Source organism: Rhodobacter flavimaris (assembly GCF_021378075.1).
Taxonomy (GTDB): domain Bacteria; phylum Pseudomonadota; class Alphaproteobacteria; order Rhodobacterales; family Rhodobacteraceae; genus Rhodobacter; species Rhodobacter flavimaris.
Map to the genome: position 1 here is coordinate 39,057 of NZ_JAJUOS010000003.1, position 21,219 is coordinate 60,275.

Here is a 21,219-nt window from a genome sequence, read left to right on the forward strand (position 1 = left end):
AGCCTCGCATCATCGGGCGTTTCGCGGCGCGTCCAGCACCGACAGAACCGATCGCGCCGCCCGCAGACCGGGGTCTTCGCCGCCCTCGCCAAGGCGCTGCATCGTCAGCTCCATCGCCACCAGCTGTTGCTGACGCAGGTCGTCATGCTCCAGCAGTTCCAGCATCGCGCTGGCGATCAGGCCGGGGCGGCAGCGCGGCCCGAGATATTCGGGCACAGCGCGGGTCTCTGACACCAGGTTGACCAGCGTCACCGTATCGATCCGCAGCATCCGCGAGGCGATATGCCAGGTCAGGAAGTTCGCATCATAGGCGATGATCATGGGCGTGCGCGCAGCGGCCAACTCGAGACTGACGGTCCCCGAGGCCGCAAGCGCCAGATCGGCCGCAGCGAAGGCCGCACGCTTGGCTGCGGGGTCTTCGACCACGATCGGCGGGACCGGCCAGCGCGCCGACATCTCGCGCACCATGTCCGACACGCCCCGCACCGTGGGCAGGACGACGCGCAGGCCAGGCTCGCGGTCGCGCAGTCGCATCAGCGCCTCGTCAAAGCGCGGCGCAAGGCGCTTCACCTCCCCCGCGCGGGAGCCCGGCAGGCAGACGACCAGAGGCTGATCCGGGGCGATCTGGTGCGCGGAACGGAAGGCGCTGGCGTCTTCGTCTGAGGCGCGCGGCTCGGCCACGACCGGATGGCCGACGAAATCGCAGCTCATCCCGGCCGCTTCCATATAGGGCGGCTCAAAGGGGAATAGCGCCAGAACGTGATCGATCACCTCGGCCATCTTGGCCGCGCGCCCGGGACGCCAGGCCCAGACCGAGGGTGCGACGTAATGGATGGTGCGCAAATCGGGCTGCGCCGCACGGGCCAGCCGCGCGACGCGCAGGCAGAAATCGGGGCTGTCAATGGTGATCAGCGCGTCAGGCGCCAGCCGCGTCACGGCCTCGGCGGTCTCGGCGATACGGCGCTTGAGATGGCGGTATTTCGGCAAGACCTCCATCAGGCCCATGACCGACAGCTCCTCCATCGCGAAAAGCGAGGTCAGCCCCTCCGCCTCCATCAGCGGCCCGCCGATGCCGTGGAATTCGACCTCGGGGGAGAGGGACTTGAGCCCGGCCATCAGCGCCGCGCCGAGTTTGTCCCCCGAAGCCTCCCCCGCGATCAAAAACAGCTTCATGGTTCGCGCGCCCAGAGGAAAAGCCCCGCCTCTTCGGCTGCGGCGATGGTCGCGGCGCGGTCAAGCAGCAAGACCCCGCCCGCCTCGAAGGCGATCCCGGCAAGCCCTGCCGCCGCCGCGCGGGCAACGGTTTCCGGGCCAAGCGCGGGTAGGTCGATGCGGCGATCCTGACCGGGTTTTGGTGCCTTGTAAAAGACCCCGCGCGCGCCCTTCGGATCTGGCTTAAGCCCTTGATGCAGAGCCGCGAATTCCAGCATCGCGTCGGTTCCGGGCAGCGCCTCGGTCGCCAGGCAAAGGCCTTGCGCCACGACCGCACCCTGCCCCACATCGGCTGCGCCAAGCGCCGCGACAATCTCGGCGCCGCGCGCTGCGTCGCGCAGATCCGCGTCGGAGGGCGTGCCGGTCAGGATGCCCGCGCCGGGCACGAGGTCGGGCGCGATCTCATCGGCGCCGACAACCGTCAGGCCCCATTCCTCGAACAGCTCGATTACCGCTCGCAAGGTCGCGTCGTCGCCTGCCTGAATGGCCGGAAGCAGGCGCGGCACGAGGCTTGCGGTGCGCATATCGAATAGCTCGGCCTCAAGACGCGGACGGCGCATGGCCCCGGCAAAACAAACCCGTTGGATCCCGCGATCCACCAGCGCGTCCAGAAAGACCGCCAGCCGCTCGATCCGGAAGCGCAGCGGTTCGGCGCCCGGAATTTCGCAGGCAAAGCCGTCCAGCTCGCAAATCAGCATCCCCGGCGCGGCCTGAGCCAGCAGGCGGGGCAAGGCTCCGGTCCCGGCGATCAACGCCGTCGCACTACTCATCGCGGGGTCAGGAAGCTGCGGTCCGACGGACCGAGGATGAAATCGAGCACCTCACGCGCCAGATCGCTTTCGATCCCCTCGTCGTTCAGCTTGCGGGCTTGCTCGCGGAAGTTGCCCTCGGAGAGCGCCATGTAGAGCTCACGCAGTGCGCTGATCTCGGCCCGTGCCGTGCCGCGCCGCTTGAGCCCGACAAGGTTGAGCCCCTCAAGCCCCGCCCGAGGGCCTGCCACCAGCGCATGCGGGATGACATCGGCCGTCACCATCGAAAGCGCCCCGATGATCGCGCCGCGCCCGATGCGCACCCACTGGTGCACGCCCGACAGACCGCCGACGATCACGTCATCCTCAAGATGGCAATGCCCGGCGATCGCGACCGAGTTCACCAGGATCACGCGATCGCCGATCTGCACATCATGCGCCACATGGCTGTTGGCCATGAACAGGCAGTCGTCGCCGACCTGGGTCAGGCCGCCGCCACCCTCGGTCCCGGCGTTCATCGTGACATATTCGCGAATGCGGTTGCGCGCGCCGATCACCAGACGGGTGCGCTCGCCCTTGAACTTGAGATCCTGCGGGATCTGGCCAAGCGAGGCGAAGGGGAACACGGTCGTGCCCTCGCCGATCTCGGTCCAGCCGGTGATGACGACATGCGATTTCAGCTCGACCCCGGCGGCAAGCACCACCTCGGGTCCGACGTGGCAAAACGGGCCGATATGGCAGCCCTCGCCGATGACCGCCCCGTCCTCGATCACCGCGGAGGGATGGATGACCGCGCTCTGGTCAATGGCCATGCGCTTACCCCTTCAGGTCCATCATCGCGGTGAATTCCGCCGAGGCGGCAAGCTCGTCGCCAACCTTGGCGACGCCTTCGAACTTCCAGATCTTGCCACCGCCGCGCAGCGCCTTCACGTGCAGCTCAAGGCAGTCGCCCGGCACCACCATGCGGCGGAACTTGGCCTTGTCGATGCCCATGAAATAGGTCAGCAGATCCTTGCCGATGACATCCATCGACACGCCCACCAGAACCGCCGCCGTCTGCGCCAGCGCCTCGACGATCAGCACGCCCGGCATGATCGGCTTCGAGGGGAAGTGCCCTTCGAAATGCGGCTCGTTGCAGGTCACCATCTTGATCCCGACGGCGGTTTCATTCGGTACGATATCGCGCACCTTGTCGATCATCAGGAAGGGGTAACGGTGCGGAATGATCTGCTTGATCAGGTCCAGATCGGCCGAGGTATGGGGGGCGGGTTCGGTCATGAGACCTCCTTCGAATACAGTTGGCCGGAATGGCCCGTTGCTGACTTTGCTAGCAACCACGCGCCCCCTTGGCAAGGATCGGGCGCTTACTCGGACGAGGGCGTCGCAGGCGTGGCAGCCTCCGAGGCGGGCGGAGGCGCGCCCGCGCCAAGCCGGTCATCGACCAGTGCGATCATCTCGTCGGTGACATCGAGGCGCGACAGCGCACGGATCACGGCGCGGGTGTCGATGACGATCCCGCCTCCGTTGCCCTCAAGATATTCATCCAGTAGCGGCAGCACCTGGGCGGTGAAGGCCTGACGTTCATCCTCAAGTAGCCGCGAAAGCGCCTGCGCCTTGTTGCGCTGCTCATTGCGGATATCGGTGGTGCGCTTGTCGAATGCCTCTGCGGCGGCCCGGAAGGCCTCGGGATCCATGGTCGCGCGCTGATCGGTCAGGGCGCGCTCCTCGGCGATCAGTTCCTCGGCGATCCTGCTGTTTTCTGCGTTCAGCTTGGCCGAGGCCTCCGCCAGATCGGCCCGCACCCGCTCGCCCCATTTCGAGCCTTCGAACAGGCGCTCCCAGTCGAGCGTGACGATCTGCTGGGATGCGGGTGCCGGAGCCTCTTGCGCCAACGCGCCCCCGGAAAAAGCAACGAGCGCCGCCAGAAGCGCCGCTCGCAGTGCCGACTTTGCAGTCATCAGACCCACGTCCGACCTCAGAACTTGGTCGAGATCGTCAGGTCGAACACCTGCTCTTCGTCGTAGTCTTCTTTCTTGATCGCCTTGGCGATGTTGAAGCGCAGCGGGCCGATCGGCGTGCTCCAGAACACCGACACGCCGATGGACGAGCGCAGGTTCATGCTGTCATCAACCTCGTTGCCACCCGTCCCAAGCGTATCATCAAGCCCCCAGACCGAGCCCACATCCATGAACACACCGCCCGAGATCCCGTATTCTTCGGGAAGCCCCAAGGGGAACTCGGATTCAAGACGAAGCGCGGCGAAATACTTGCCGCCAAGCGCATCTTCGTTATCGGCATAAAGGTCTCGCGGGCCATAGCCCCAGCTTTCGAAGCCGCGCACCTGACCGTTGCCCGAGAAACGGTCGAGAATGGTCAGGTTCGTATCGCCCCGTGCGTGGATCGCTCCACCTTCAAGTTCGGCGCGCAGGGTCACCTCTTCCTGGAAGATCTTACGCTCGACACGCGCCAGAGCGGTGGTCGACAGGGCTTCGACATCACCGCCAAACCCGGCCAGGTCCTGGCTGAAGCGGAAGGTCAGGCCCCAACGCGGATCGATCGAGGTCGTTCGGGTGTCGTAGGTATAGGTATAGCCGAACGACGACGAATCCTGCTTTCCGGCCTCACGCTGAAGGATCTCGGACGAGTCGGTCGTAACATCGAACAGATCATCGCGCGAATAGGTGTAGCGCGTCTCAAGTCGGCCATTGCGCGAAATCGGGAATTCAAGCGCAGGCGAGATCCCCATGCGCTTCGTAGAATAGTAGTTGTTGTCGTTTTCCGAGGTCGTGTACCAGGCGCTGAACTTTCCTTTCAGATCGCGCCCCAGCAAGTAGGGCTCGATAAAGGTCAGGCTGTTCTTCTGGTTGTCCGAACTGGTGCTGACCGAAAGCCCAAGATACTGGCCGCGACCGAGGAAGTTCGATTCCTGCAGATCAAGCGTCACGCCAAAGCCCGCCTCGACACCGTAGCTTGCGCCGATACCGAACGAGCCGGTGGGCTGTTCCTGCACGTTGACGTCCACGATCACCTGATCTTCGGCCGAACCCTGACGCGAATTCACGTCGGCGGTCGAGAAAAAGCCAAGTGCCCGGATGCGTTCGGCCGAGTTGCGGATCTCGCGCGGGTTGAAGGGGTCGCCTTCGACGGTGCGGAACTCGCGACGGACAACCTTGTCCAGCGTCGTGGTGTTGCCCTCGATGTCGATGCGTTCGACGAAAATGCGCGGGCCGCGCACCAGCGCGAACTCCAGATCCAGCGTCTGGTCGCGGTCATTGCGGGTCACGCGCGGCTCGACGCGCACGAATTGCGCACCCTTGCGCAGTGCCAGTTCTTCCATCCGGGTGATGGCAAGGTCCACCGCGTTGGGCGAGTAGACGACACCCGTGCGGATCTTGGCCTGCTTCTGGAATTCCTCGGCGTCGAGTTCCGCGACCTCGGAAACTGTGGTCACCGAGCCGAACTTGAACTGCTGCCCTTCGCGCACGTTGAAGGTCATGAAGAAGCCGTCACGCTCGCGTGCCATCTCGGAGGAAACCCCGGTGACCTCGACATCGACATAGCCGCGCGAGCGGTAGAAGTCGGTCAGCAGCTGACGGTCAAGCTCGACGCGATCGGCGACGAAAGTGTCGCGCTGGATGATCTGACGGAACAGACCGGCCTGTTTGGTCGAAAGAACGTTGCGCAGCTTGCGGTCGGAATAGGCGCGGTTGCCGGTGAACGAGATACGCTCAACCTCGGACACCTTGCCTTCCTTGATCTCGAAGGCCACGTCCACGCGGTTGCCGTCGCGACGAATGATCTTGGGATCGACGCGGGCGGCAAAGCGGCCAGCCTGGGAATACGCCTCGACGATCTTGTTCGCGTCGGCCTCGACGGTGGCGGGCGAGTAGACCTTGCGCGACTGGGTCGTGACGATCTTCGCAAGCTCTTCGTCCTTCAGGCGCTTGTTGCCTTCGAAGTTGACGATATTGACGGTAGGGTATTCCTGAACGCGGATCACAAGGGTGTTGCCCTGCGGCACCAGCTCGACCTTTTCGAACAGCCCCGAGGCCTGCAGGCGCTTATAGGCATCGTTCAGACCACCGGCCGAGATCGCCTGCCACTTACCGATTCCGGCGAAGGTGATGATGGTCTGCGGTTCGATCCGCTCATTGCCCTCGATCACGAGCTGGCTGAACTGGTAATCCTGCGCGGTGGCGAACTGCGGCGTGGCCGTCCAAACCATTGCAACGGAAAGCAAAATTGCCGCTTTCCTGGAAAGCGTCTTAGCAGCAGGCAGCCCGACCCCACGTTGCAGCCAGTTGTTCATTGCCCTTACCCCGCCCCTTGGCATTTCTCTTCCCCAAAGTGACTACCGGGAAAGCCCGATATTGTCAAAAGCACAGGGCGCAGGATTAACCTGCGCCCTGTAGGAATTTCACTTGGGATGGGGTGCCCGCGTCAAATCCGGCCGGGAATGGCTCCGGCGTCGAAATATTCCACCAGGTGAACCCCGACCACCCCGGCTGCTGCCAGTGCCAGAATGATCACAAGCGGAGGCAGAACACGGTCGATTGCCAGGTCATAGATCATCGACAGGCCGCGATATCCGTGGGACAGAACGAGTTGCATCTCCGGACCTCCTCCAAAAGGTTCACGGATACAAGCTAGCCCGCCAATATGGCTGAAATGCGGCCCTCGCGTGGCGCAATCCGTCAGGGACAGAAGAGGTCGTTCGACAGGCCAAAAAGCATCAGCGTCAGCACCAGAGCCATCCCCACGGCCATCAACCCGTTCAGGACACGGTCCGACGGCGGCTTGCCCACAACGGCTTCCCAGACGTGAAACACCAGGTGCCCGCCATCCAGCACGGGGATCGGAAAGAGGTTCAGGAACCCGACCGCCGTGGAGAGAAGCGCGATAAACCAGATGAAATCGGGCATCCCCGATTTGGCCGCCGCCGCCGAGCCCTCGGCGATGCCGATCGCGCCGCGCAGGTTGCAAGACGAGATCTGACCGGTGACCATATGCCACAGCCCCGAGACCGATTGCGAGATGATCCCCCAGGTCTGGGTCGCACCGCCGCGCAGCGCCTCGGTGATCGACGTGGGCCGGGTTTCCGGGGTGAAGAAGAACGAGCCCGTCGCCCCGATCAGCCAACGGGTTTCGAACCCGCCCTCGGGCAACGGAAGGTCGGTCCGCTTTGGCGCCAGCGTGACCTCGAATCGCGTGCCCTGCCCGTCCTCGGTCGGACGCCAGATACCGATAGTCAGCGGCGCACCATCGGCGGCTTTCACGGCATCCTGCAACTCGCGGAACTGCCAGACTTTCGTGCCGTTGACCGTCTCGATCACATCGCCCGCCTCAAGCCCGGCCTCATAGGCCGCCGACTGCGCGGCCACACCGGCCATGCGGGTGGGCAGCAATTGCGGTCCCGAAAGCTCTAGCCGCGCGCCGTCGCGCTCAACCGAGTAGGTCAGCCAGTCGCGCGCGGGCACAGCCTTCGATGCGGCGTCAAGCGTCAGGTAATCGGGAGTTTCGATCCCCTCGACCGCCAGCAACCGGTCGCCAGCCTGCAAGGCGCCGGTGCCCTGCGGCAGGGTCACGACCTCACCGATGGTCGGCTCTTCGGTCGCCGTGCCGGACCACAGCATCAGCCCCGCAATCACGCCTATCGAGAGGATGAAGTTGAAAATCGGCCCCGCGGCCACCGTCGCCGCGCGCGCCCAAAGCGGCGCGCCATGCATCGTGTGGCGGCGCTCTTCGGGGCTAAGCTGCGCCAGTTCGTTTTGGTCAACACCGGCAGAGGCCGCGTTCGCGTCGCCCAGGAATTTCACATAGCCCCCCATCGGGATCGCCGCGATCTGCCAGCGCGTGCCGTGCTTGTCCACGCGCGAGATCAGCTTGGGCCCGAAGCCAAGCGAGAAGACCTCGGCCTTGATGCCCGACCAGCGCCCGACGATGTAATGGCCGAACTCATGCACCGCGACGATGATCGAAAGCGCAATGACGAACGAGGCGATGGTATAGCCCGCACCGAGAAAGCTGCTCAGGAAATCCAATACTCAGATCCTTCCGGTCGAAATCAATTCACTGGCAAGGGCGCGGGCCTCCGCATCCGTCGCCATGACGTTATCGAGGCTGACGGCAATATTTCCAAGGCCCTGACGCGTTGACATCTGCGCGAGCACCCGCTCGACCAGATGCGCCATGTCAAGAAACCCGATGCGCTCGTCGATGAAGGCGTCAAGCGCGGCCTCCTTGGCCGCGTTGAACGCGGCGCCCGCCGTTCCGCCGATCTCCATGACCTCGCGCGCCAGCCGAAGGGCCGGGAAACGCGCCAGATCTGGGGCGCGGAAGCTCAACCGGCCGATCTGCGCCAGATCGAGCCGCGCGACAGGCAGCTCGGCGCGCTCGGGCCAGTTCAGCGCATAACCGATGGCGTGGCGCATGTCGGGCGCACCCAGATGCGCCATCAGCGCCCCGTCGCGAAAGCCGACCAGCGCGTGCACCAGGCTTTCGGGATGCACCAGAACTTCGATCATCTCGGGATCGACGCGGAAATATTCCTTGGTCTCTATGACTTCCAGTGCCTTGTTGAACATGGAAGCCGAGTCGATCGTGATCCGCTGGCCCATCGCCCAATTCGGGTGTCTCGACGCCTCGGCCACGGTCGCATTGGCCAGCCGGTCCAGCGGCCAGTCGCGGAATGCGCCGCCCGAGGCGGTGATGATGATGCGTTCAACCGCGTCCATCTCTTCGCCAACGAGGGCCTGGAACACCGCAGAATGCTCGCTATCCACCGGCAGGATGCGCGCGCCGTGACGCTCGGCCTCGGCCAGCAAAAGCGGGCCAGCGGTCACAAGGCTTTCCTTATTGGCCAGCGCCAGCGTGGTGCCGTGGCGCAGCGCTTCGAACCCCGGCGCAAGGCCCGCCGCGCCAACGATTGCGCTCATGGCCCAGTCGGTCGGGCGCGCGGCAGCCTCGATCAGCGCGGCCTGCCCCGCCGCCGCCTCGATGCCCGAACCATGCAGAGCCGCGCGCAGTGCCGGAAGGCAGTCTTCATGCGCGGTCACGGCCAGCTCTGCCCGCAACGAACGCGCCTGCGACGCCAGCAGATCTACATTGCGCCCGCCACTGAGCGCGACGACCTGATAGGCCTTGGCACCGCCCTGCCGCGTCAGCAGATCAAGCGTATTGACCCCGATCGAGCCGGTGGAGCCGAAAACCGAAACCCTGCGCATATTTTACCCTTCTGACAGCGGCAGCGGCATGATCTGGGCGATCAGGAGCAGCATCAGCACCGCGCCAATCAGTGCGTCGAAGCGATCCATCACACCACCATGCCCCGGGATCAGGTGCGAGCTGTCCTTGATGCTCGCGCGCCGCTTGATCCAGCTTTCGGCGATATCGCCCATCTGACCGGCGAAAGCCAGAAGCGGCGAGAGCCAGATAAGGGCGTGCCCACCACCGAACAGCACGAAAATCCAGCCGACGATGGCCGCACCGATCCAGCCCGCAATGGTGCCAGACCAGGTCTTTTTCGGGCTGATGCACGGCCAGAACTTGGGGCCTCCAAGCGTGCGCCCGGCGAAATAGCCCGAGATATCCGACACCACCACAATCGCGATGATCCAGGTGATCGCGTCAAGCCCATGCCCTGCGCGCAAGGCGACCAGCCCGTAACCGGCCAGCATCACGCCGAGCGCATAGACTGCGTATATCGCCCGGTCGCGCCGCTGCATCAGCGCCCCGATTACCGAGGGAAGGAACAGCAGGCCGATCGCCCAGGGCGAATGCAGCCAAAGCACCGCCGCAAGGATTAGCGCCGCCAGCACGCCAAGAACGCGCGCCTCGAACTTGCGCACGGGCGCCGTCATCGCGCTGAGTTCCCAGATCATCAGGCCCGAAACGACGATGGCGAGTTCGGCAAAGATAAGCCCGCCCCACCAGATCGCGCCCGCGCCAAGCACCAGCATGGCTACGGCTGAAAGCACCCGCGCCCGCAGATCGCCCCAACGCCCGCCGCCATTTGCAGCTTGCGGCGCGCTCATGCCGGGGCTCCGCCAAAGCGCCGCTCGCGCGCGCCGAAACGGCTCAGAATTGCGGCAAGCTCCTGCGGGGTGAAATCGGGCCACAGGATGGGGGTGAATTCATATTCGGAATAGGCCGCCTGCCAGGGCAGGAAATTCGAGGTGCGCGTCTCGCCCGAGGTGCGGATCACCAGATCCGGGTCGGGCAGCCCATGCGTATCGAGGCGCTCGGCCAGCGCCGCCTCGGTCAGGGCCTCGGCGCCGATGCGGCCCTCGGCATGGTCGCGGGCCAGTTGCGCGGCCGCGCGGGCCAGTTCGTTGCGCCCGCCATAATTGATGGCGACCGTCAGCGTCAGGCGGGTATTGGCGCGCGTGCGCTCTTCGATCCCCTCCATCAGCTTCACGAGCCGCTTGTCGAGGCGCCCACGCTCGCCGATGAAGCGCAACCGCACCCCCTCGCGCGACAGACCGTCGGCCTCTTTCTCGATGTAACGCCCGAACAGCGCCATCAGGCCCAGGACTTCCTCGGTCGAGCGTTTCCAGTTCTCGGTCGAGAACGCATAGACGGTGAGGTATTTGACCCCCATCTCGGGCGCTGCGCGGACGATTTCCTTCACGCGCTCGGCCCCGCGGCGATGCCCCGCCAGACGGGGCCAGCCGCGATTGACGGCCCACCGCCCGTTGCCATCCATGATGATCGCCACATGGGCAACGCCATAATCGACGCCGCTGGTGGCGGCCGGCGTACCCTGATCTGGCTGGTCGGAGGCGCTGAGCACCATGGGGCCGCCTTTCGCTGCGGATCGACGGTCGGACCCGAGGGTCAGACCTGCATAATCTCGGCTTGTTTCGCCTCGAGCGCCTTATCGACAACCCCGATGTGCTTCTTGGTCAGATCCTCGACCTCGGATTCCCAGAACTTCACGTCGTCTTCCGACATGCCGTTGCCCTTGGCCTTCTTGATCTGGTCCATGCCGTCGCGGCGCACGTTGCGGATCGCGATGCGGGCCTGCTCAGCGTATTGCGCGGCGACCTTGGTAAGCTCGCGGCGGCGTTCCTCGTTCAACTCGGGAATCGGCAGCATGATGATCGGGCCGTTGGTCTGCGGGTTGATACCCAGGCCCGACTCACGGATCGCCTTTTCTACCTTGTTGATCAGGCCCTTGTCCCAGACGTTCACGGTAACCATGCGCGGTTCGGGGACGTTGATCGTACCCACCTGGTTGATCGGAACGAGCGAACCGTAGGCGTCGACCATGATCGGCTCGACCATCGAGGCCGAGGCGCGGCCGGTGCGCAGGGTGCCGAATTCATGTTTGAGCGCGGCCATCGCGCCATCCATGCGGCGTTCGAGGTCGTCGGTGTCGATTTCGATATCGTCGGACATGGGTCCTCCCGGGTCTTTGATCGTGTGTCTTTTTAGCGGGCTTTGGGCCCGATGGGTAGGGGGAGAACGGGGGCGCCGCCCCCGAACCCCCGAGGTATTTTGGCCAAGAAGAAGGGGATGGTTAGCCCTGAACCCGCGTATAGGTGCCCTGCCCGGCCAGAATGCCGCGGAAGCCGCCCGGCTCGTCGAGCGAAAAGACGATGATCGGCAGGTTGTTGTCGCGGGCAAGTGCGATGGCCGAGGCGTCCATCACGCCGAGGTTCTTTTGCAGCACCTCATCATAGCTGACTGTGTCGTAGCGCTTGGCGTCGGAGAATTTCTTCGGGTCCTTATCATAGACCCCGTCCACCTTGGTGCCTTTGAAGATGGCTTCGCAATTCATCTCGTTGGCGCGCAGGGTGGCTGCGGTATCGGTGGTGAAATAGGGGTTGCCGGTGCCCGCGGCGAAGATGCAGATCCGCTTCTTCTCGAGGTGGCGGACCGCGCGGCGGCGGATATAGGGTTCGCAGACCTGATCCATCGGAATGGCCGAGATCACACGGGTGTGGATACCAAGCGCCTCAAGCTGCGCCTGCATGCCAAGTGCGTTCATCACGGTGGCAAGCATCCCCATATAGTCGGCGGTCGTGCGCTCCATCCCCTGGGCGGAACCTGCGAGGCCGCGGAAGATGTTGCCGCCGCCGATCACCATGCAGATCTCGACGCCCATGTCATGGACGGTTTTAACCTCGCGTGCGATGCGGGCCACGGTCGGCGGATGCAGGCCATAGCCCTGATCGCCCATCAACGCCTCACCCGAGATCTTCAACAGCACGCGCTTGTATTTCACCGTCGGCTCTGCATCGACAGTCATCTCGGGCCCCCAAATCTACAGGTTGTCATCGCGCCGCAAAATGTCGCAAATGACGGGCGGGTTCAACCTCGGGATTGCGGCATGGACCGGGGATTTTGACGCAGCCTGCGCAACCGATTGAAAAGACGTGAGGATATGCACGAGAGCTTGCCCGAGATCCGCCCTGATGTGCCGGTATTGATTGCCGGCCCCACCGCCAGCGGGAAATCCGCCCTGGCGCTGGCGATCGCGCGGCAGAGCGGCGGGGTGATCGTCAATGCCGATGCGCTTCAGGTCTGGTCCTGCTGGCGGATGCTTTCGGCCCGGCCCTCGGTCGATGACGAAGCCTGCGCGCCTCATCTACTTTATGGGCACAAGCATCCTGGCGAGGAATATTCCGTCGGGCACTGGCTGCGCGAGGTGCAACCGCTAATCGAGGCGCATCGCGCGGGCGGGCCGCGGCCGATCATCGTGGGCGGCACCGGGCTTTACCTGACCGCGCTGACCGAGGGGCTGGCAGATATTCCCGCGACGCCGCCCGAGGTGCGCGCCGAGGCGGAGGAACGCCGTACCCGCGAGGGTCACGAGGCGATGCTGGCCGAGCTGGACGCGGAGACGCGCGGGCGGGTTGATCCGCTCAACCCGATGCGGGTTCAGCGCGCCTGGGAGGTGATGCGCGCCACAGGGCGCGGGCTGGCCGCCTGGCAAGATGACACGCCGCCGCCCCTGCTGCCTCTGTCGGATTGCGTGCCGCTGGTGATCGAGGCCGACCGCGACTGGCTGGCCGAGCGGATCGACCGCCGGTTCGATCTGATGCTGGAGCATGGCGCCCTGAGCGAGGTGCGGGCGATCCTGCCGATCTGGGACCGAGAGGCGCTATGGGCCAAAGCCATCGGCGCGCCCGAGCTGGTCGACTACCTGCGCGGTGACTGCGATCTGGACGAGGCCCGAACCCGCGCACAGGCCGCTTCGCGCCAATATGCCAAGCGCCAGCGTACTTGGTTTCGTGCCCGAATGCGGGACTGGCACAAGATCGTGCGGCCCTGAGGAGAACCGGCAACGCTCCGCCAACGTTTGGCAAAATCTGTTGGAAATAAGGGGTTTCGCGCCTATTCTTCAGAAAAAATCGAGCACGCCAAATCGGCCCCAGCGAAAGTCCGACCGTTGAAACTATTCAGCGCCCCGCCCCTGTCGCAATTTGCGAAACCCAAGACGCAGGCGGCGACTCCCCCTGCCGCGCGCGCCACTACCCTTCCCGAGACGCCCTCGGACATCCGCGTCATGCCGATCACGCGCCTGGCCCATGGCGGGCGCTGGCGGGTCGAGGCGATGCGCGCGCTCTCGGAACCCTGCCTGCTGTGGTTCACCCGTGGCCAGGGCCGCATCACCATCGGCGGCGTCACCCGCGGCTATGGCCCGCACAACGCGATCTTCATCCCCGCCGGGGTCATGCATGGTTTCGAGATCGGCCAGCAGACCCATGGCGTGGCGCTGTTCTTCGGGCGCGACCATGGAGTCACCCTGCCCCACGCAACGCATCACCTGCGCATCCGCGAGAACTCGCGCCAGGTTGAGCTGTCGGGCATTCTCGACTCGATCCAGCGTGAGATGAACAGCGAAAGCCCCGGATCGGACCGCGCGGCCAAGCACTATCTTGGCCTGCTGAGCGTCTGGCTTGAACGACAGTTGGGCACCGCCGCGGACGAAGCGCCGAAACCCTCGGCTGCCAAGCGGCTGGTCGCGCGCTATGCCGCCCTGCTGGAGCGCGATTTCCGCACGGGTCATGGCGTGGCTGAATTCGCTGCCGAACTGGGGGTAACGCCGACGCACCTGACGCGCTCGTGCCGGGCCACCTGCGGACGCGCAGCCTCTGACCTGCTGCAGGACCGCAAGATGTTCGAGGCCCGCCGCCTGCTGGCCGACACCCGCCTGCCGGTCAAGGAAATCTCGAATTCGCTTGGCTTCACCAGCCCGGCCTATTTCACCCGCGCCTTCCAGACCAAGATCGGCAAGACGCCCTCGCAGTTCCGCCGCACCGGTTAACCCCTTCTTTCTTCTGCTTTGCCAAGCAAAAGGGCCGCCCCCGAAGGGGCGGCCCAGTAGCCGGGCGAGGAGGTATTAGAAGAAGCCCAGCTTGTTCGGGTTGTAGCTGACCAGCATGTTCTTGGTCTGCTGGTAGTGGTCGAGCATCATCTTGTGGGTCTCACGACCGATGCCCGACTGCTTGTAGCCGCCGAAGGCCGCGTGGGCCGGATAGGCGTGGTAGTTGTTCACCCAGACGCGACCGGCCTGGATGTGACGGCCGAAGCGGTAGCAGGTGTTGATATCGCGCGACCACACACCGGCGCCGAGGCCATACATGGTGTCGTTGGCGATGTGCAGCGCCTCTTCCTCGTCCTTGAAGGTGGTCACCGAGACGACCGGCCCGAAGATCTCTTCCTGGAACACGCGCATCTTGTTGTGGCCCTTGAGGATCGTCGGCTGGATGTAGAAGCCGTTCGCCAGATCACCGTTGAAGCGGGCAGCGTCGCCGCCGCACAGAACCTCGGCGCCTTCCTGCTTGCCGATTTGCAGGTAGGACAGGATCTTGTCTTGCTGTTCCTGGCTAGCCTGCGCGCCGACCATGGTTTCCATCAGGCGCGGGTCGCCCTGCTTGATGGCTTTCACGCGGGCAATGGCACGCTCCATGAAGGCTTCGTAGATGTCTTCCTGGATCAGGGCGCGCGACGGGCAGGTGCAGACCTCGCCCTGGTTGAAGGCGAACAGAACGAAGCCTTCGACCGCCTTGTCAAGGAACGCGTCGTCCTTGGCCATCACGTCCGAAAAGAAGATGTTCGGCGACTTGCCGCCGAGTTCCAGCGTGACCGGGATCAGGTTCTCGGTCGCGGCCTGCATGATCTTGCGGCCGGTCGCGGTCGAGCCGGTGAAGGCGATCTTGGCGATGCGCGACGACTTGGCCAGCGGAGCGCCAACCTCGGCGCCAAAGCCGTTGACGACGTTCAGCACGCCCGGGGGAAGCAGGTCGGCGATCAGCTCGACCAGAACCATGATCGCAGCCGGCGTCTGCTCGGCGGGCTTCAGCACGATGCAGTTACCGGCGGCCAGAGCCGGGGCAAGTTTCCATGCCGCCATCAGGATCGAGAAGTTCCACGGGATGATCTGGCCGACGACACCGAGTGGCTCGTGGTAGTGATAGGCGACGGTGTCGTTGTCGATTTCCGACATCGAGCCTTCCTGGCTGCGCAGAACGCCCGCGAAGTAGCGGAAGTGGTCAACCGACAGCGGGATGTCGGCGAAGGTGGTTTCGCGGATCGGTTTGCCGTTGTCCCAGGTCTCGGCGGCGGCGAGCAGGTCGAGGTTCGCTTCAAGCACATCGGCGATCTTCAGCAGGACGCTGGAGCGGTGCGCAGCCGACGAGGTGCCCCAGCCCTCTTTGGCGGCGTGGGCAGCATCGAGCGCCAGCTCGACATCGGCAGCGTCAGAGCGGGCGACTTCGCAGACCTTCTCGCCCGAGATCGGGGTGATGTTGTCGAAGTAGCGGCCGTTGACCGGTGCCACGAACTTGCCGCCGATGAAGTTGTCGTAACGCGCCTTGAACGGCGAAACATGAACGCCCTGGAATTCGGAAGCCATATCGTTGGCCATGGTTTTATCCTCCCTCAGTGACGGACCCTCCATGGGCCCGGGATGAGTTGAGGCTGTGGCATTCGGCCCTATATGCATAGCGGGGCTGCACCTGCGGCATGGCCCGACTGTCTCAGGTGCGAGACAGTTGCGGCCGCAGAAACCCGTCCTTTTGCGCGGCATTCACCTTTAGTCGTAGGCTCAGGTGCGGGTTTCGCGCATCTCATCGATCACGGTGAGCATGGCGCTGACCGCGCGGGTGCGGTGGCGCTCGGGGTGCGAAAGGACGACGAAGGGCCGCTCGGGGCGCGCCTCGCCCGCCAGTCGATGCACCGCCAGCCCCCGCCCGCGCCCGGCCCCCACTGCCCGCGCCGAGACCACGGCGACCGAGCGGCTTGCGGCGACGGCGGCCAACACGGCCTCGTTCGAGGGGAGTTCCAGTACGACATCAAGCTGCGCGACCGACAGCCCCAGCGTCGCCAGATGCGTCTCAAAGACCGAGCGCGTGCCCGAGCCCGTCTCGCGCAGGATCCAGCGCAGCGCCGGATAATCTGACGCGCCGGGCGCCGGGCAGGTGGCAAGCGGATTGTCCTGCGCCATGATCAGCACCAGTTCATCGCGCGCGACCACTTGGCGGCGCAGATCGCTTGGCGGCAGATCACCCTCGACAAAACCCAGATCGGCGGCACCCTCGGTCACGGCCTGCGCGGCCTGGTGCGTATTGCCGACACTCAGCGTGACCTCGATGCCCGGATGACGTTCGCGCAGCGCCACTAGGCGCGCGGGCAGCCAGTAGCTTGCGACCGACTGGCTGGCGAAGATGCGCAGATGCCCGCGCGTCTGGCTGGCCAGATCGTCCAGCATCAGGCGCGCCGATTCCGCCTGACTGAGCACCGCACGCGCCGCAGGAATGAAGCTGCGGCCTTCCTCGGCCAGCTCGATCCCGCGCCCGACCCGGTCGAACAGCCGCACCCCATGCTGCGCTTCAAGCGCGGCAATCGCCGCTGAGACGGCGGATTGCGTCAGCCCAAGCGCCTGCGCCGCGCGGGTCATATGCCCGCGCTCGGCCACCGCCAGAAAAATGCGAAGTTGATCGAGGGTCATGGGTTATTCATTCATATTCTCGATTGGTTTTGCAAGAATAATGAGTTGGATCGAATGACGACATTGATGCCATGATGGCCCTACCCTGACGGAGCCGATCATGTCCCCAACCGCCGCCCTTCCCGCCCCCTTCATTTTCCGGTTCGCACCGGGGCTGGCGCTGGCTGCCGGGATCGCGGCGGTTGCAACGCTGGCACAGCAGGTCTCGGGCATCGCCGCGCTGAACCCGATGGTGCTGGCAATGCTTGCGGGCATCGTCATCCGCAATGCGCGCGGCGTGCCCGGCGCGGCAGCGCCCGGCATCGCCTTCGCATTGCGTCCGGTTCTGCGCGCCGGGATCGTGCTGCTCGGCTTTCGCCTGACGCTTGCTCAACTGGCCGAGGTCGGCGCGCCGGGCCTGATGGCCATTGTGCTGACGCTGCTCGCGACCTTCCTGTTCACCAAGGCCGCCGGGCAGATGCTGGGTGTGGACCGCAAACTGTCCGAGTTGATCGCGGCAGGCAGCGCAGTTTGCGGCGCCTCGGCGGTGTTGGCGGTGAACACCGTCACCCGGGCCCGCGATGAGGACGTGGCCTATGCCATCGCCTGCGTTACGGTTTTCGGCACGCTCTCGATGTTGGGCTTCCCGCTGCTCGCAGGCGTGTTGCATCTGGCCGCCGAACCCTATGGCCTCTGGGCGGGCGCCAGCATCCATGAGGTCGCGCAGGCCGTCGGCGCCGCCTTCGCGCAGGGCGAGGTGGCAGGTCAGGCAGGCACAGTCGCCAAGCTGAGCCGTGTGATGCTGCTTGCGCCCCTGATCCTCGGCCTTGGCGCGCTCGCGCGCCGCTCGGGGCGCAGTGAGGCCACGGGGCGCGCGCCAAAGCCGTGGTTTGTTCTGGGTTTCATCGCAGCGGTCGCGCTGAACTCCGCCACGATCCTGCCCGCCGCATGGCTTGGCCCGATCGCCACTGCCTCGGCCTTCCTGCTGACCACCGCGCTGGCCGCGATGGGGCTGGAGACCGACATCGGCAAACTTCGCCTCAAGGGCCTGCGGCCGCTGGTGCTGGGTGCACTGGCGTGGGTCTTCGTCTCGGTCACGGGCCTCGGGCTGGTGCTGGCGCTCTAGACCTCAAGCCCAAGCGCCTTGGCCTTGCGATAGAAGGTCGCGCGACCAATCCCCAGATCGCGCGCCGCGGCCGAGACATTGCCGCCGTTGCGCGCCAAGGCCCGCGCCATCGCGGCCCGCTGCGCCTCATCCAAGCCGCTTAGCGTCTCGCGCCGACCAAGGTCGAAAAGGTCATTCGCCGGAAGTCGCCCGATCTGGCCATCCTCGATCCCCAGATGGCGGCGCGCGGCACGGGTTGCTCCGATCACGAGATCGTCGCGGTCCAGCGCCAGCAGCATCACCCCCTGCGGCGCGCTTTCACCCGCGCCGGTCGAGAGGATACGCGCACCATCGTAAGAGGCGCGGAACAGATCCGCCTCGATGCGCTGCGCGGCGTCCTGCACCGTCAGCGCGACAAGGCGGGCATAGCCCTCGGTCATGTCCGCGCGGGCGGAGCTTACGTCGATCACCCCCGCCAGTTCCCCCGAGGCGCCGAAAACCGGTGCGCCCATGCAGGTCAGGCTTGTGTTGGTCGAGCGGAAATGCTGATCGCGCCAGACGACGACGGGCCGCGCCTCGGCCACGCAGGTGCCTATGCCATTCGTGCCCTCGACCCCCTCTGACCAATCTGATCCGGGCGCGAGGTTCGACGCATGGAAATGCCCGCGGTCGCCGTCGCGCACCCGCTCATCCAGCACCAACCCATCGGCATCCGACAGCAGCACCGCACAGCCCGCATCGCAGGCCGCGCGCGCCAGTCGATCCAGCACCGGCGCGGCGATTTGCACCAGCAGCCCCGACTCCTCGCGCCGCGCGCGCATCTCGGGCGCCGAGAGTCGCTCCAGCGGGCGGTGCTGACCGGGGTCAAGCTTGTGATGGATCAACGAACGGCGCCAGCTTGCCGCAAAGCCCGCGCGCCCGAGGGCGGCGGATGAGGCAACGACCGAGCGCACGATATCGACGTGATTGCGTGCCGTATTCCGAGCAAGCGACGTCATGGCGAAAAGCCTCCCCTCTTTCCGACGCGTCCTGCATCAGAGGATAGGCGGTTTCAGCCACGGCACAACGCCGCAGGGTCGTAGATCGTATTAGACCTTAGTCGTAGTCCGCCACGGCGCCGGGGACGCCTTCCTCGTGGCGCTTGCCGCGAAAACCCTGAGCAACCACGAATTTCTCCGAGCTATCCTTACGCGACGCCGGCGGCTTGACGTTGGCGACCTTGTCGAAGTTCTTCTTGAGAACGGTCAGCAATTCCTGCTCGGCCCCGCCTGCCAGAACCTTGGCAACGAAGGTGCCGCCCTCTTCCAGCACGTCGAAGGCGAAATAGGCTGCCGCCTCGCAAAGCGAGATGATGCGCAGGTGATCGACCTGCTGGTTGCCCGAGGCCGCCGCCGCCATGTCCGACATCACCACATCGGCCTTGCCGCCAAGCCAAGCCTTGACCTTCTCATCGGCACCATCTTCGAGGAAATCGAGCTGGTGAATCTCGGCCCCGGCGATCGGAGTGACCTCTTGCAGGTCGACCCCCAGCACGGTGCCCACCTTCTTGCCCGACTTCTCGCCCAGGGCATTCACGCGCTTGACCGCGACCTGGCACCAACCGCCCGGGGCACAGCCAAGGTCCACCACCCGCGCGCCGGGCACGAGGAAGCGGTATTTCTCGTCCAGCTCAAGAATCTTGTAGGCAGCGCGGCCGCGATAGCCCTCTTTCTTGGCGCGCACCACATAGGGGTCGTTCAGCTGGCGCTCCAGCCAGAGCGTCGAGCTGAGCTTGCGCCCCTTGGCGGTCTTGACGCGCACGCGCAGGTCGCGCTGGCCACGGCCCGAGGTATTCTTCCCGGTGGGGGTCTTGGTCATTTGATCGGTCCCAGTTCTTCGAGCACGCCATCGGCGGCCATTTGTGCGTAAAGCAGCCCCTCGCGCAATCCGCGGTCGGCCACCGACATCCGGTTGGTCGGCCAGACCCGCATCAGGGCTTGCAAGATTGCCGCGCCCGACATGATCAGCGTATGCCGGTCACGCCCGATGCGCGGGTCGGCCCGGCGCCCCTCGGGGCCGAGCGAAAGGAAGCTGCGGATCACGGTGTCGATCTGGTCCGAGGTCATCGTCAGACCATCGACCCGCGTGCGGTCGTAGCGTTTCAGTCCGAGATGGCAGGCTGCCACCGTGGTGACGGTGCCCGAGGTGCCGATGATCTGGAAGCCCTCATGCGGGCTGCCAAGGCTGTAGGGCGAGAAATCGGCAAGCTTCTCCTCGAAGAACCAGCTCATCAGAGCAAAGCGTGCGGCGTCGTCCTCGACATCGCCGAACTGGTCCTTGAGCGTCGCCACGCCAAGCGGAACCGAGATCCAGTCCACCACGCGGGCGGCGGGTTCGGGGCCCTCGGGTTGGTTGAACCCGCCCGACAGGCGCATGATAGCCCGCGCACGGTCGACGGGCGGCACATGCGAGATGTCGATCCACACCAGCTCGGTCGAGCCGCCTCCGATATCCACGACCAGAAGCTGTTCGGTGCGCGGATTGACCAGCGAGGCGCAGGAGATCACAGCCAGCCGCGCTTCTTCTTCGGGCGGGATGATTTCCAGCGGCAGGCTGGTTTCGCGCCGCACGAAGCGGATGAAGTCGCGCGCGTTTCCGGCACGGCGGCACGCCTCGGTCGCGACAAGACGCATCCGCTTGACGCCATGCGCCTCGATCTTGCGACGACAGATCTGCAGGGCCTGAACGGTGCGCGCCATCGAACTGCGCGAAAGCCGACCAGAGGCCTCAAGCCCCTGACCCAGCTGAACAGCCTTGGAAAAGCTGTCGATGACCTGAAACTGATTGCCCTTCGGTCGGGCAATCAGCATCCGGCAACTGTTGGTGCCAAGATCGAGCGCAGCGTAAAGCTCGCCCTTCTCGGCGGTTTGGGTCGCGGTCGGCTCTACCGTTTTCGGGAACGCGCCCGCGGACCGGGGACGCCTGGGCGCCATAATTCACGCCCTCCGATTTCAAGTTACCCCCAAGGTAGCGGCTTGCTCGTCACGGTTCAAGGTGTCGTATCCGTGACAGTGGAGTTACGCGGCATGAGGCACCCTCATCTTTATGATGTGAATTTTTCCGATCCCCCGCGGTGGCAAGAATGTCGCGCTTTGGCTAAGCAAATGCAGCGAGGTCGCCAACCCCTCGTCAAATGTCGAAAACCGTCACCGGGCGCGTCGCTTCCGGGCGTATCT

General features: G+C 65.1%; 21 protein-coding genes. 3 read left to right on the forward strand and 18 right to left on the reverse strand.

Annotated elements, in window-relative coordinates; all coding sequences use genetic code 11:
• Window positions 1-9: 9 nt before the first annotated feature.
• From lpxB to pyrH, 13 genes are all read right to left on the reverse strand, one after another.
• Window positions 10-1,173: a lipid-A-disaccharide synthase gene (lpxB, locus tag LZA78_RS04895; protein ID WP_233675822.1), complete on the reverse strand. Its 1,164-nt coding sequence runs from the start codon at window positions 1,171-1,173 to the stop codon at window positions 10-12.
• Window positions 1,170-1,982 (reverse strand): LpxI family protein, encoded by an 813-nt coding sequence (locus tag LZA78_RS04900; RefSeq protein ID WP_233675823.1) that lies wholly within the window; start codon window positions 1,980-1,982, stop codon window positions 1,170-1,172. The genes lpxB and LZA78_RS04900 overlap by 4 nt, the downstream gene beginning before the upstream one ends.
• Window positions 1,979-2,773, reverse strand: coding sequence for an acyl-ACP--UDP-N-acetylglucosamine O-acyltransferase (gene lpxA / locus LZA78_RS04905; protein WP_233675824.1), 795 nt, complete (start codon window positions 2,771-2,773; stop codon window positions 1,979-1,981). Before lpxA ends, LZA78_RS04900 begins: the two co-directional genes overlap by 4 nt.
• A 4-nt stretch (window positions 2,774-2,777) precedes the next feature.
• Window positions 2,778-3,239, reverse strand: a complete 462-nt coding sequence (fabZ, locus tag LZA78_RS04910; RefSeq protein WP_233675825.1) for a 3-hydroxyacyl-ACP dehydratase FabZ — start codon at window positions 3,237-3,239, stop codon at window positions 2,778-2,780.
• A gap of 86 nt (window positions 3,240-3,325) precedes the next feature.
• Window positions 3,326-3,919 (reverse strand): OmpH/Skp family outer membrane protein, encoded by a 594-nt coding sequence (locus LZA78_RS04915; RefSeq protein WP_233675826.1) that lies wholly within the window; start codon window positions 3,917-3,919, stop codon window positions 3,326-3,328.
• A gap of 17 nt (window positions 3,920-3,936) precedes the next feature.
• On the reverse strand, window positions 3,937-6,270 hold the full coding sequence (gene bamA, locus LZA78_RS04920; RefSeq protein WP_438811057.1) for an outer membrane protein assembly factor BamA: 2,334 nt from the start codon (window positions 6,268-6,270) through the stop codon (window positions 3,937-3,939).
• 131 nt (window positions 6,271-6,401) lie between these two features.
• The gene (locus tag LZA78_RS04925; protein ID WP_233675828.1) at window positions 6,402-6,572 is read right to left on the reverse strand and encodes a hypothetical protein; all 171 of its coding nucleotides are present in this window, start codon (window positions 6,570-6,572) and stop codon (window positions 6,402-6,404) included.
• 83 nt (window positions 6,573-6,655) lie between these two features.
• Window positions 6,656-8,002: an RIP metalloprotease RseP gene (gene rseP / locus LZA78_RS04930; protein ID WP_233675829.1), complete on the reverse strand. Its 1,347-nt coding sequence runs from the start codon at window positions 8,000-8,002 to the stop codon at window positions 6,656-6,658.
• Window positions 8,003-8,005: 3 nt separating this feature from the next.
• A complete protein-coding gene (gene dxr / locus LZA78_RS04935) occupies window positions 8,006-9,184 on the reverse strand; it encodes a 1-deoxy-D-xylulose-5-phosphate reductoisomerase (protein WP_233675830.1) in 1,179 nt (392 codons plus the stop codon).
• A 3-nt stretch (window positions 9,185-9,187) separates the two neighbouring features.
• Window positions 9,188-9,994 carry a phosphatidate cytidylyltransferase gene (locus LZA78_RS04940; RefSeq protein WP_233675831.1) on the reverse strand — a complete coding sequence of 269 codons (807 nt, stop codon included), beginning with the start codon at window positions 9,992-9,994 and terminating at the stop codon, window positions 9,188-9,190.
• On the reverse strand, window positions 9,991-10,755 hold the full coding sequence (uppS, locus tag LZA78_RS04945) for a polyprenyl diphosphate synthase (RefSeq protein WP_255697182.1): 765 nt from the start codon (window positions 10,753-10,755) through the stop codon (window positions 9,991-9,993). The genes LZA78_RS04940 and uppS overlap by 4 nt, the downstream gene beginning before the upstream one ends.
• 41 nt (window positions 10,756-10,796) lie before the next feature.
• The gene (frr, locus tag LZA78_RS04950) at window positions 10,797-11,360 is read right to left on the reverse strand and encodes a ribosome recycling factor (RefSeq protein WP_218629808.1); all 564 of its coding nucleotides are present in this window, start codon (window positions 11,358-11,360) and stop codon (window positions 10,797-10,799) included.
• A gap of 121 nt (window positions 11,361-11,481) precedes the next feature.
• A complete protein-coding gene (gene pyrH, locus LZA78_RS04955) occupies window positions 11,482-12,213 on the reverse strand; it encodes a UMP kinase (protein WP_218629807.1) in 732 nt (243 codons plus the stop codon).
• Window positions 12,214-12,348: 135 nt separating this feature from the next.
• Here pyrH and miaA point away from each other — a divergent pair, with 135 nt between their 5' ends.
• Both miaA and LZA78_RS04965 read left to right on the forward strand, forming a co-directional pair.
• Window positions 12,349-13,239 (forward strand): tRNA (adenosine(37)-N6)-dimethylallyltransferase MiaA, encoded by an 891-nt coding sequence (gene miaA, locus LZA78_RS04960; protein WP_233676108.1) that lies wholly within the window; start codon window positions 12,349-12,351, stop codon window positions 13,237-13,239.
• Window positions 13,240-13,473: 234 nt separating this feature from the next.
• Window positions 13,474-14,235 carry an AraC family transcriptional regulator gene (locus tag LZA78_RS04965; RefSeq protein ID WP_233675832.1) on the forward strand — a complete coding sequence of 254 codons (762 nt, stop codon included), beginning with the start codon at window positions 13,474-13,476 and terminating at the stop codon, window positions 14,233-14,235.
• A 75-nt stretch (window positions 14,236-14,310) separates the two neighbouring features.
• Here LZA78_RS04965 and adh read toward each other — a convergent pair whose 3' ends face one another.
• On the reverse strand, window positions 14,311-15,837 hold the full coding sequence (gene adh, locus LZA78_RS04970) for an aldehyde dehydrogenase (protein WP_233675833.1): 1,527 nt from the start codon (window positions 15,835-15,837) through the stop codon (window positions 14,311-14,313).
• A gap of 180 nt (window positions 15,838-16,017) precedes the next feature.
• Window positions 16,018-16,920 carry a LysR family transcriptional regulator gene (locus tag LZA78_RS04975; RefSeq protein ID WP_233675834.1) on the reverse strand — a complete coding sequence of 301 codons (903 nt, stop codon included), beginning with the start codon at window positions 16,918-16,920 and terminating at the stop codon, window positions 16,018-16,020.
• Window positions 16,921-17,020: 100 nt separating this feature from the next.
• On the opposite strand from LZA78_RS04975, the gene LZA78_RS04980 reads away from it, so the two are divergent.
• The gene (locus LZA78_RS04980) at window positions 17,021-18,025 is read left to right on the forward strand and encodes a YeiH family protein (RefSeq protein WP_233675835.1); all 1,005 of its coding nucleotides are present in this window, start codon (window positions 17,021-17,023) and stop codon (window positions 18,023-18,025) included.
• Here the strand turns inward: LZA78_RS04980 and LZA78_RS04985 are convergent.
• The 3 genes from LZA78_RS04985 to LZA78_RS04995 form a co-directional block, all read right to left on the reverse strand.
• Entirely contained in the window at window positions 18,022-19,002 is a 981-nt protein-coding gene (locus tag LZA78_RS04985) for a GAF domain-containing protein (RefSeq protein WP_233675836.1), read from the reverse strand. The genes LZA78_RS04980 and LZA78_RS04985 overlap by 4 nt on opposite strands.
• A 97-nt stretch (window positions 19,003-19,099) precedes the next feature.
• Window positions 19,100-19,861 (reverse strand): RlmE family RNA methyltransferase, encoded by a 762-nt coding sequence (locus LZA78_RS04990; RefSeq protein ID WP_233675837.1) that lies wholly within the window; start codon window positions 19,859-19,861, stop codon window positions 19,100-19,102.
• Complete coding sequence (locus LZA78_RS04995) at window positions 19,858-20,976, reverse strand: Ppx/GppA phosphatase family protein (protein ID WP_233675838.1); 1,119 nt, start codon at window positions 20,974-20,976, stop codon at window positions 19,858-19,860. The genes LZA78_RS04990 and LZA78_RS04995 overlap by 4 nt, the downstream gene beginning before the upstream one ends.
• Window positions 20,977-21,219: the final 243 nt, after the last annotated feature.

Coding starts and splice junctions, on each gene's coding strand:
- LZA78_RS04975 (WP_233675834.1), bottom strand. CDS start 16,920: ATGACCCTCGATCAACTTCGCATTTTTCTGGCGGTGGCCGAGCGCGGG.
- LZA78_RS04900 (WP_233675823.1), bottom strand. CDS start 1,982: ATGAGTAGTGCGACGGCGTTGATCGCCGGGACCGGAGCCTTGCCCCGC.
- LZA78_RS04925 (WP_233675828.1), bottom strand. CDS start 6,572: ATGCAACTCGTTCTGTCCCACGGATATCGCGGCCTGTCGATGATCTAT.
- lpxA (WP_233675824.1), bottom strand. CDS start 2,773: ATGGCCATTGACCAGAGCGCGGTCATCCATCCCTCCGCGGTGATCGAG.
- bamA (WP_438811057.1), bottom strand. CDS start 6,270: ATGAACAACTGGCTGCAACGTGGGGTCGGGCTGCCTGCTGCTAAGACG.
- fabZ (WP_233675825.1), bottom strand. CDS start 3,239: ATGACCGAACCCGCCCCCCATACCTCGGCCGATCTGGACCTGATCAAG.
- pyrH (WP_218629807.1), bottom strand. CDS start 12,213: ATGACTGTCGATGCAGAGCCGACGGTGAAATACAAGCGCGTGCTGTTG.
- LZA78_RS04995 (WP_233675838.1), bottom strand. CDS start 20,976: ATGGCGCCCAGGCGTCCCCGGTCCGCGGGCGCGTTCCCGAAAACGGTA.
- dxr (WP_233675830.1), bottom strand. CDS start 9,184: ATGCGCAGGGTTTCGGTTTTCGGCTCCACCGGCTCGATCGGGGTCAAT.
- frr (WP_218629808.1), bottom strand. CDS start 11,360: ATGTCCGACGATATCGAAATCGACACCGACGACCTCGAACGCCGCATG.
- LZA78_RS04990 (WP_233675837.1), bottom strand. CDS start 19,861: ATGACCAAGACCCCCACCGGGAAGAATACCTCGGGCCGTGGCCAGCGC.
- LZA78_RS04965 (WP_233675832.1), top strand. CDS start 13,474: ATGCCGATCACGCGCCTGGCCCATGGCGGGCGCTGGCGGGTCGAGGCG.
- LZA78_RS04915 (WP_233675826.1), bottom strand. CDS start 3,919: ATGACTGCAAAGTCGGCACTGCGAGCGGCGCTTCTGGCGGCGCTCGTT.
- uppS (WP_255697182.1), bottom strand. CDS start 10,755: ATGGTGCTCAGCGCCTCCGACCAGCCAGATCAGGGTACGCCGGCCGCC.
- LZA78_RS04940 (WP_233675831.1), bottom strand. CDS start 9,994: ATGAGCGCGCCGCAAGCTGCAAATGGCGGCGGGCGTTGGGGCGATCTG.
- miaA (WP_233676108.1), top strand. CDS start 12,349: ATGCACGAGAGCTTGCCCGAGATCCGCCCTGATGTGCCGGTATTGATT.
- LZA78_RS04985 (WP_233675836.1), bottom strand. CDS start 19,002: ATGACGTCGCTTGCTCGGAATACGGCACGCAATCACGTCGATATCGTG.
- LZA78_RS04980 (WP_233675835.1), top strand. CDS start 17,021: ATGTCCCCAACCGCCGCCCTTCCCGCCCCCTTCATTTTCCGGTTCGCA.
- lpxB (WP_233675822.1), bottom strand. CDS start 1,173: ATGAAGCTGTTTTTGATCGCGGGGGAGGCTTCGGGGGACAAACTCGGC.
- adh (WP_233675833.1), bottom strand. CDS start 15,837: ATGGCCAACGATATGGCTTCCGAATTCCAGGGCGTTCATGTTTCGCCG.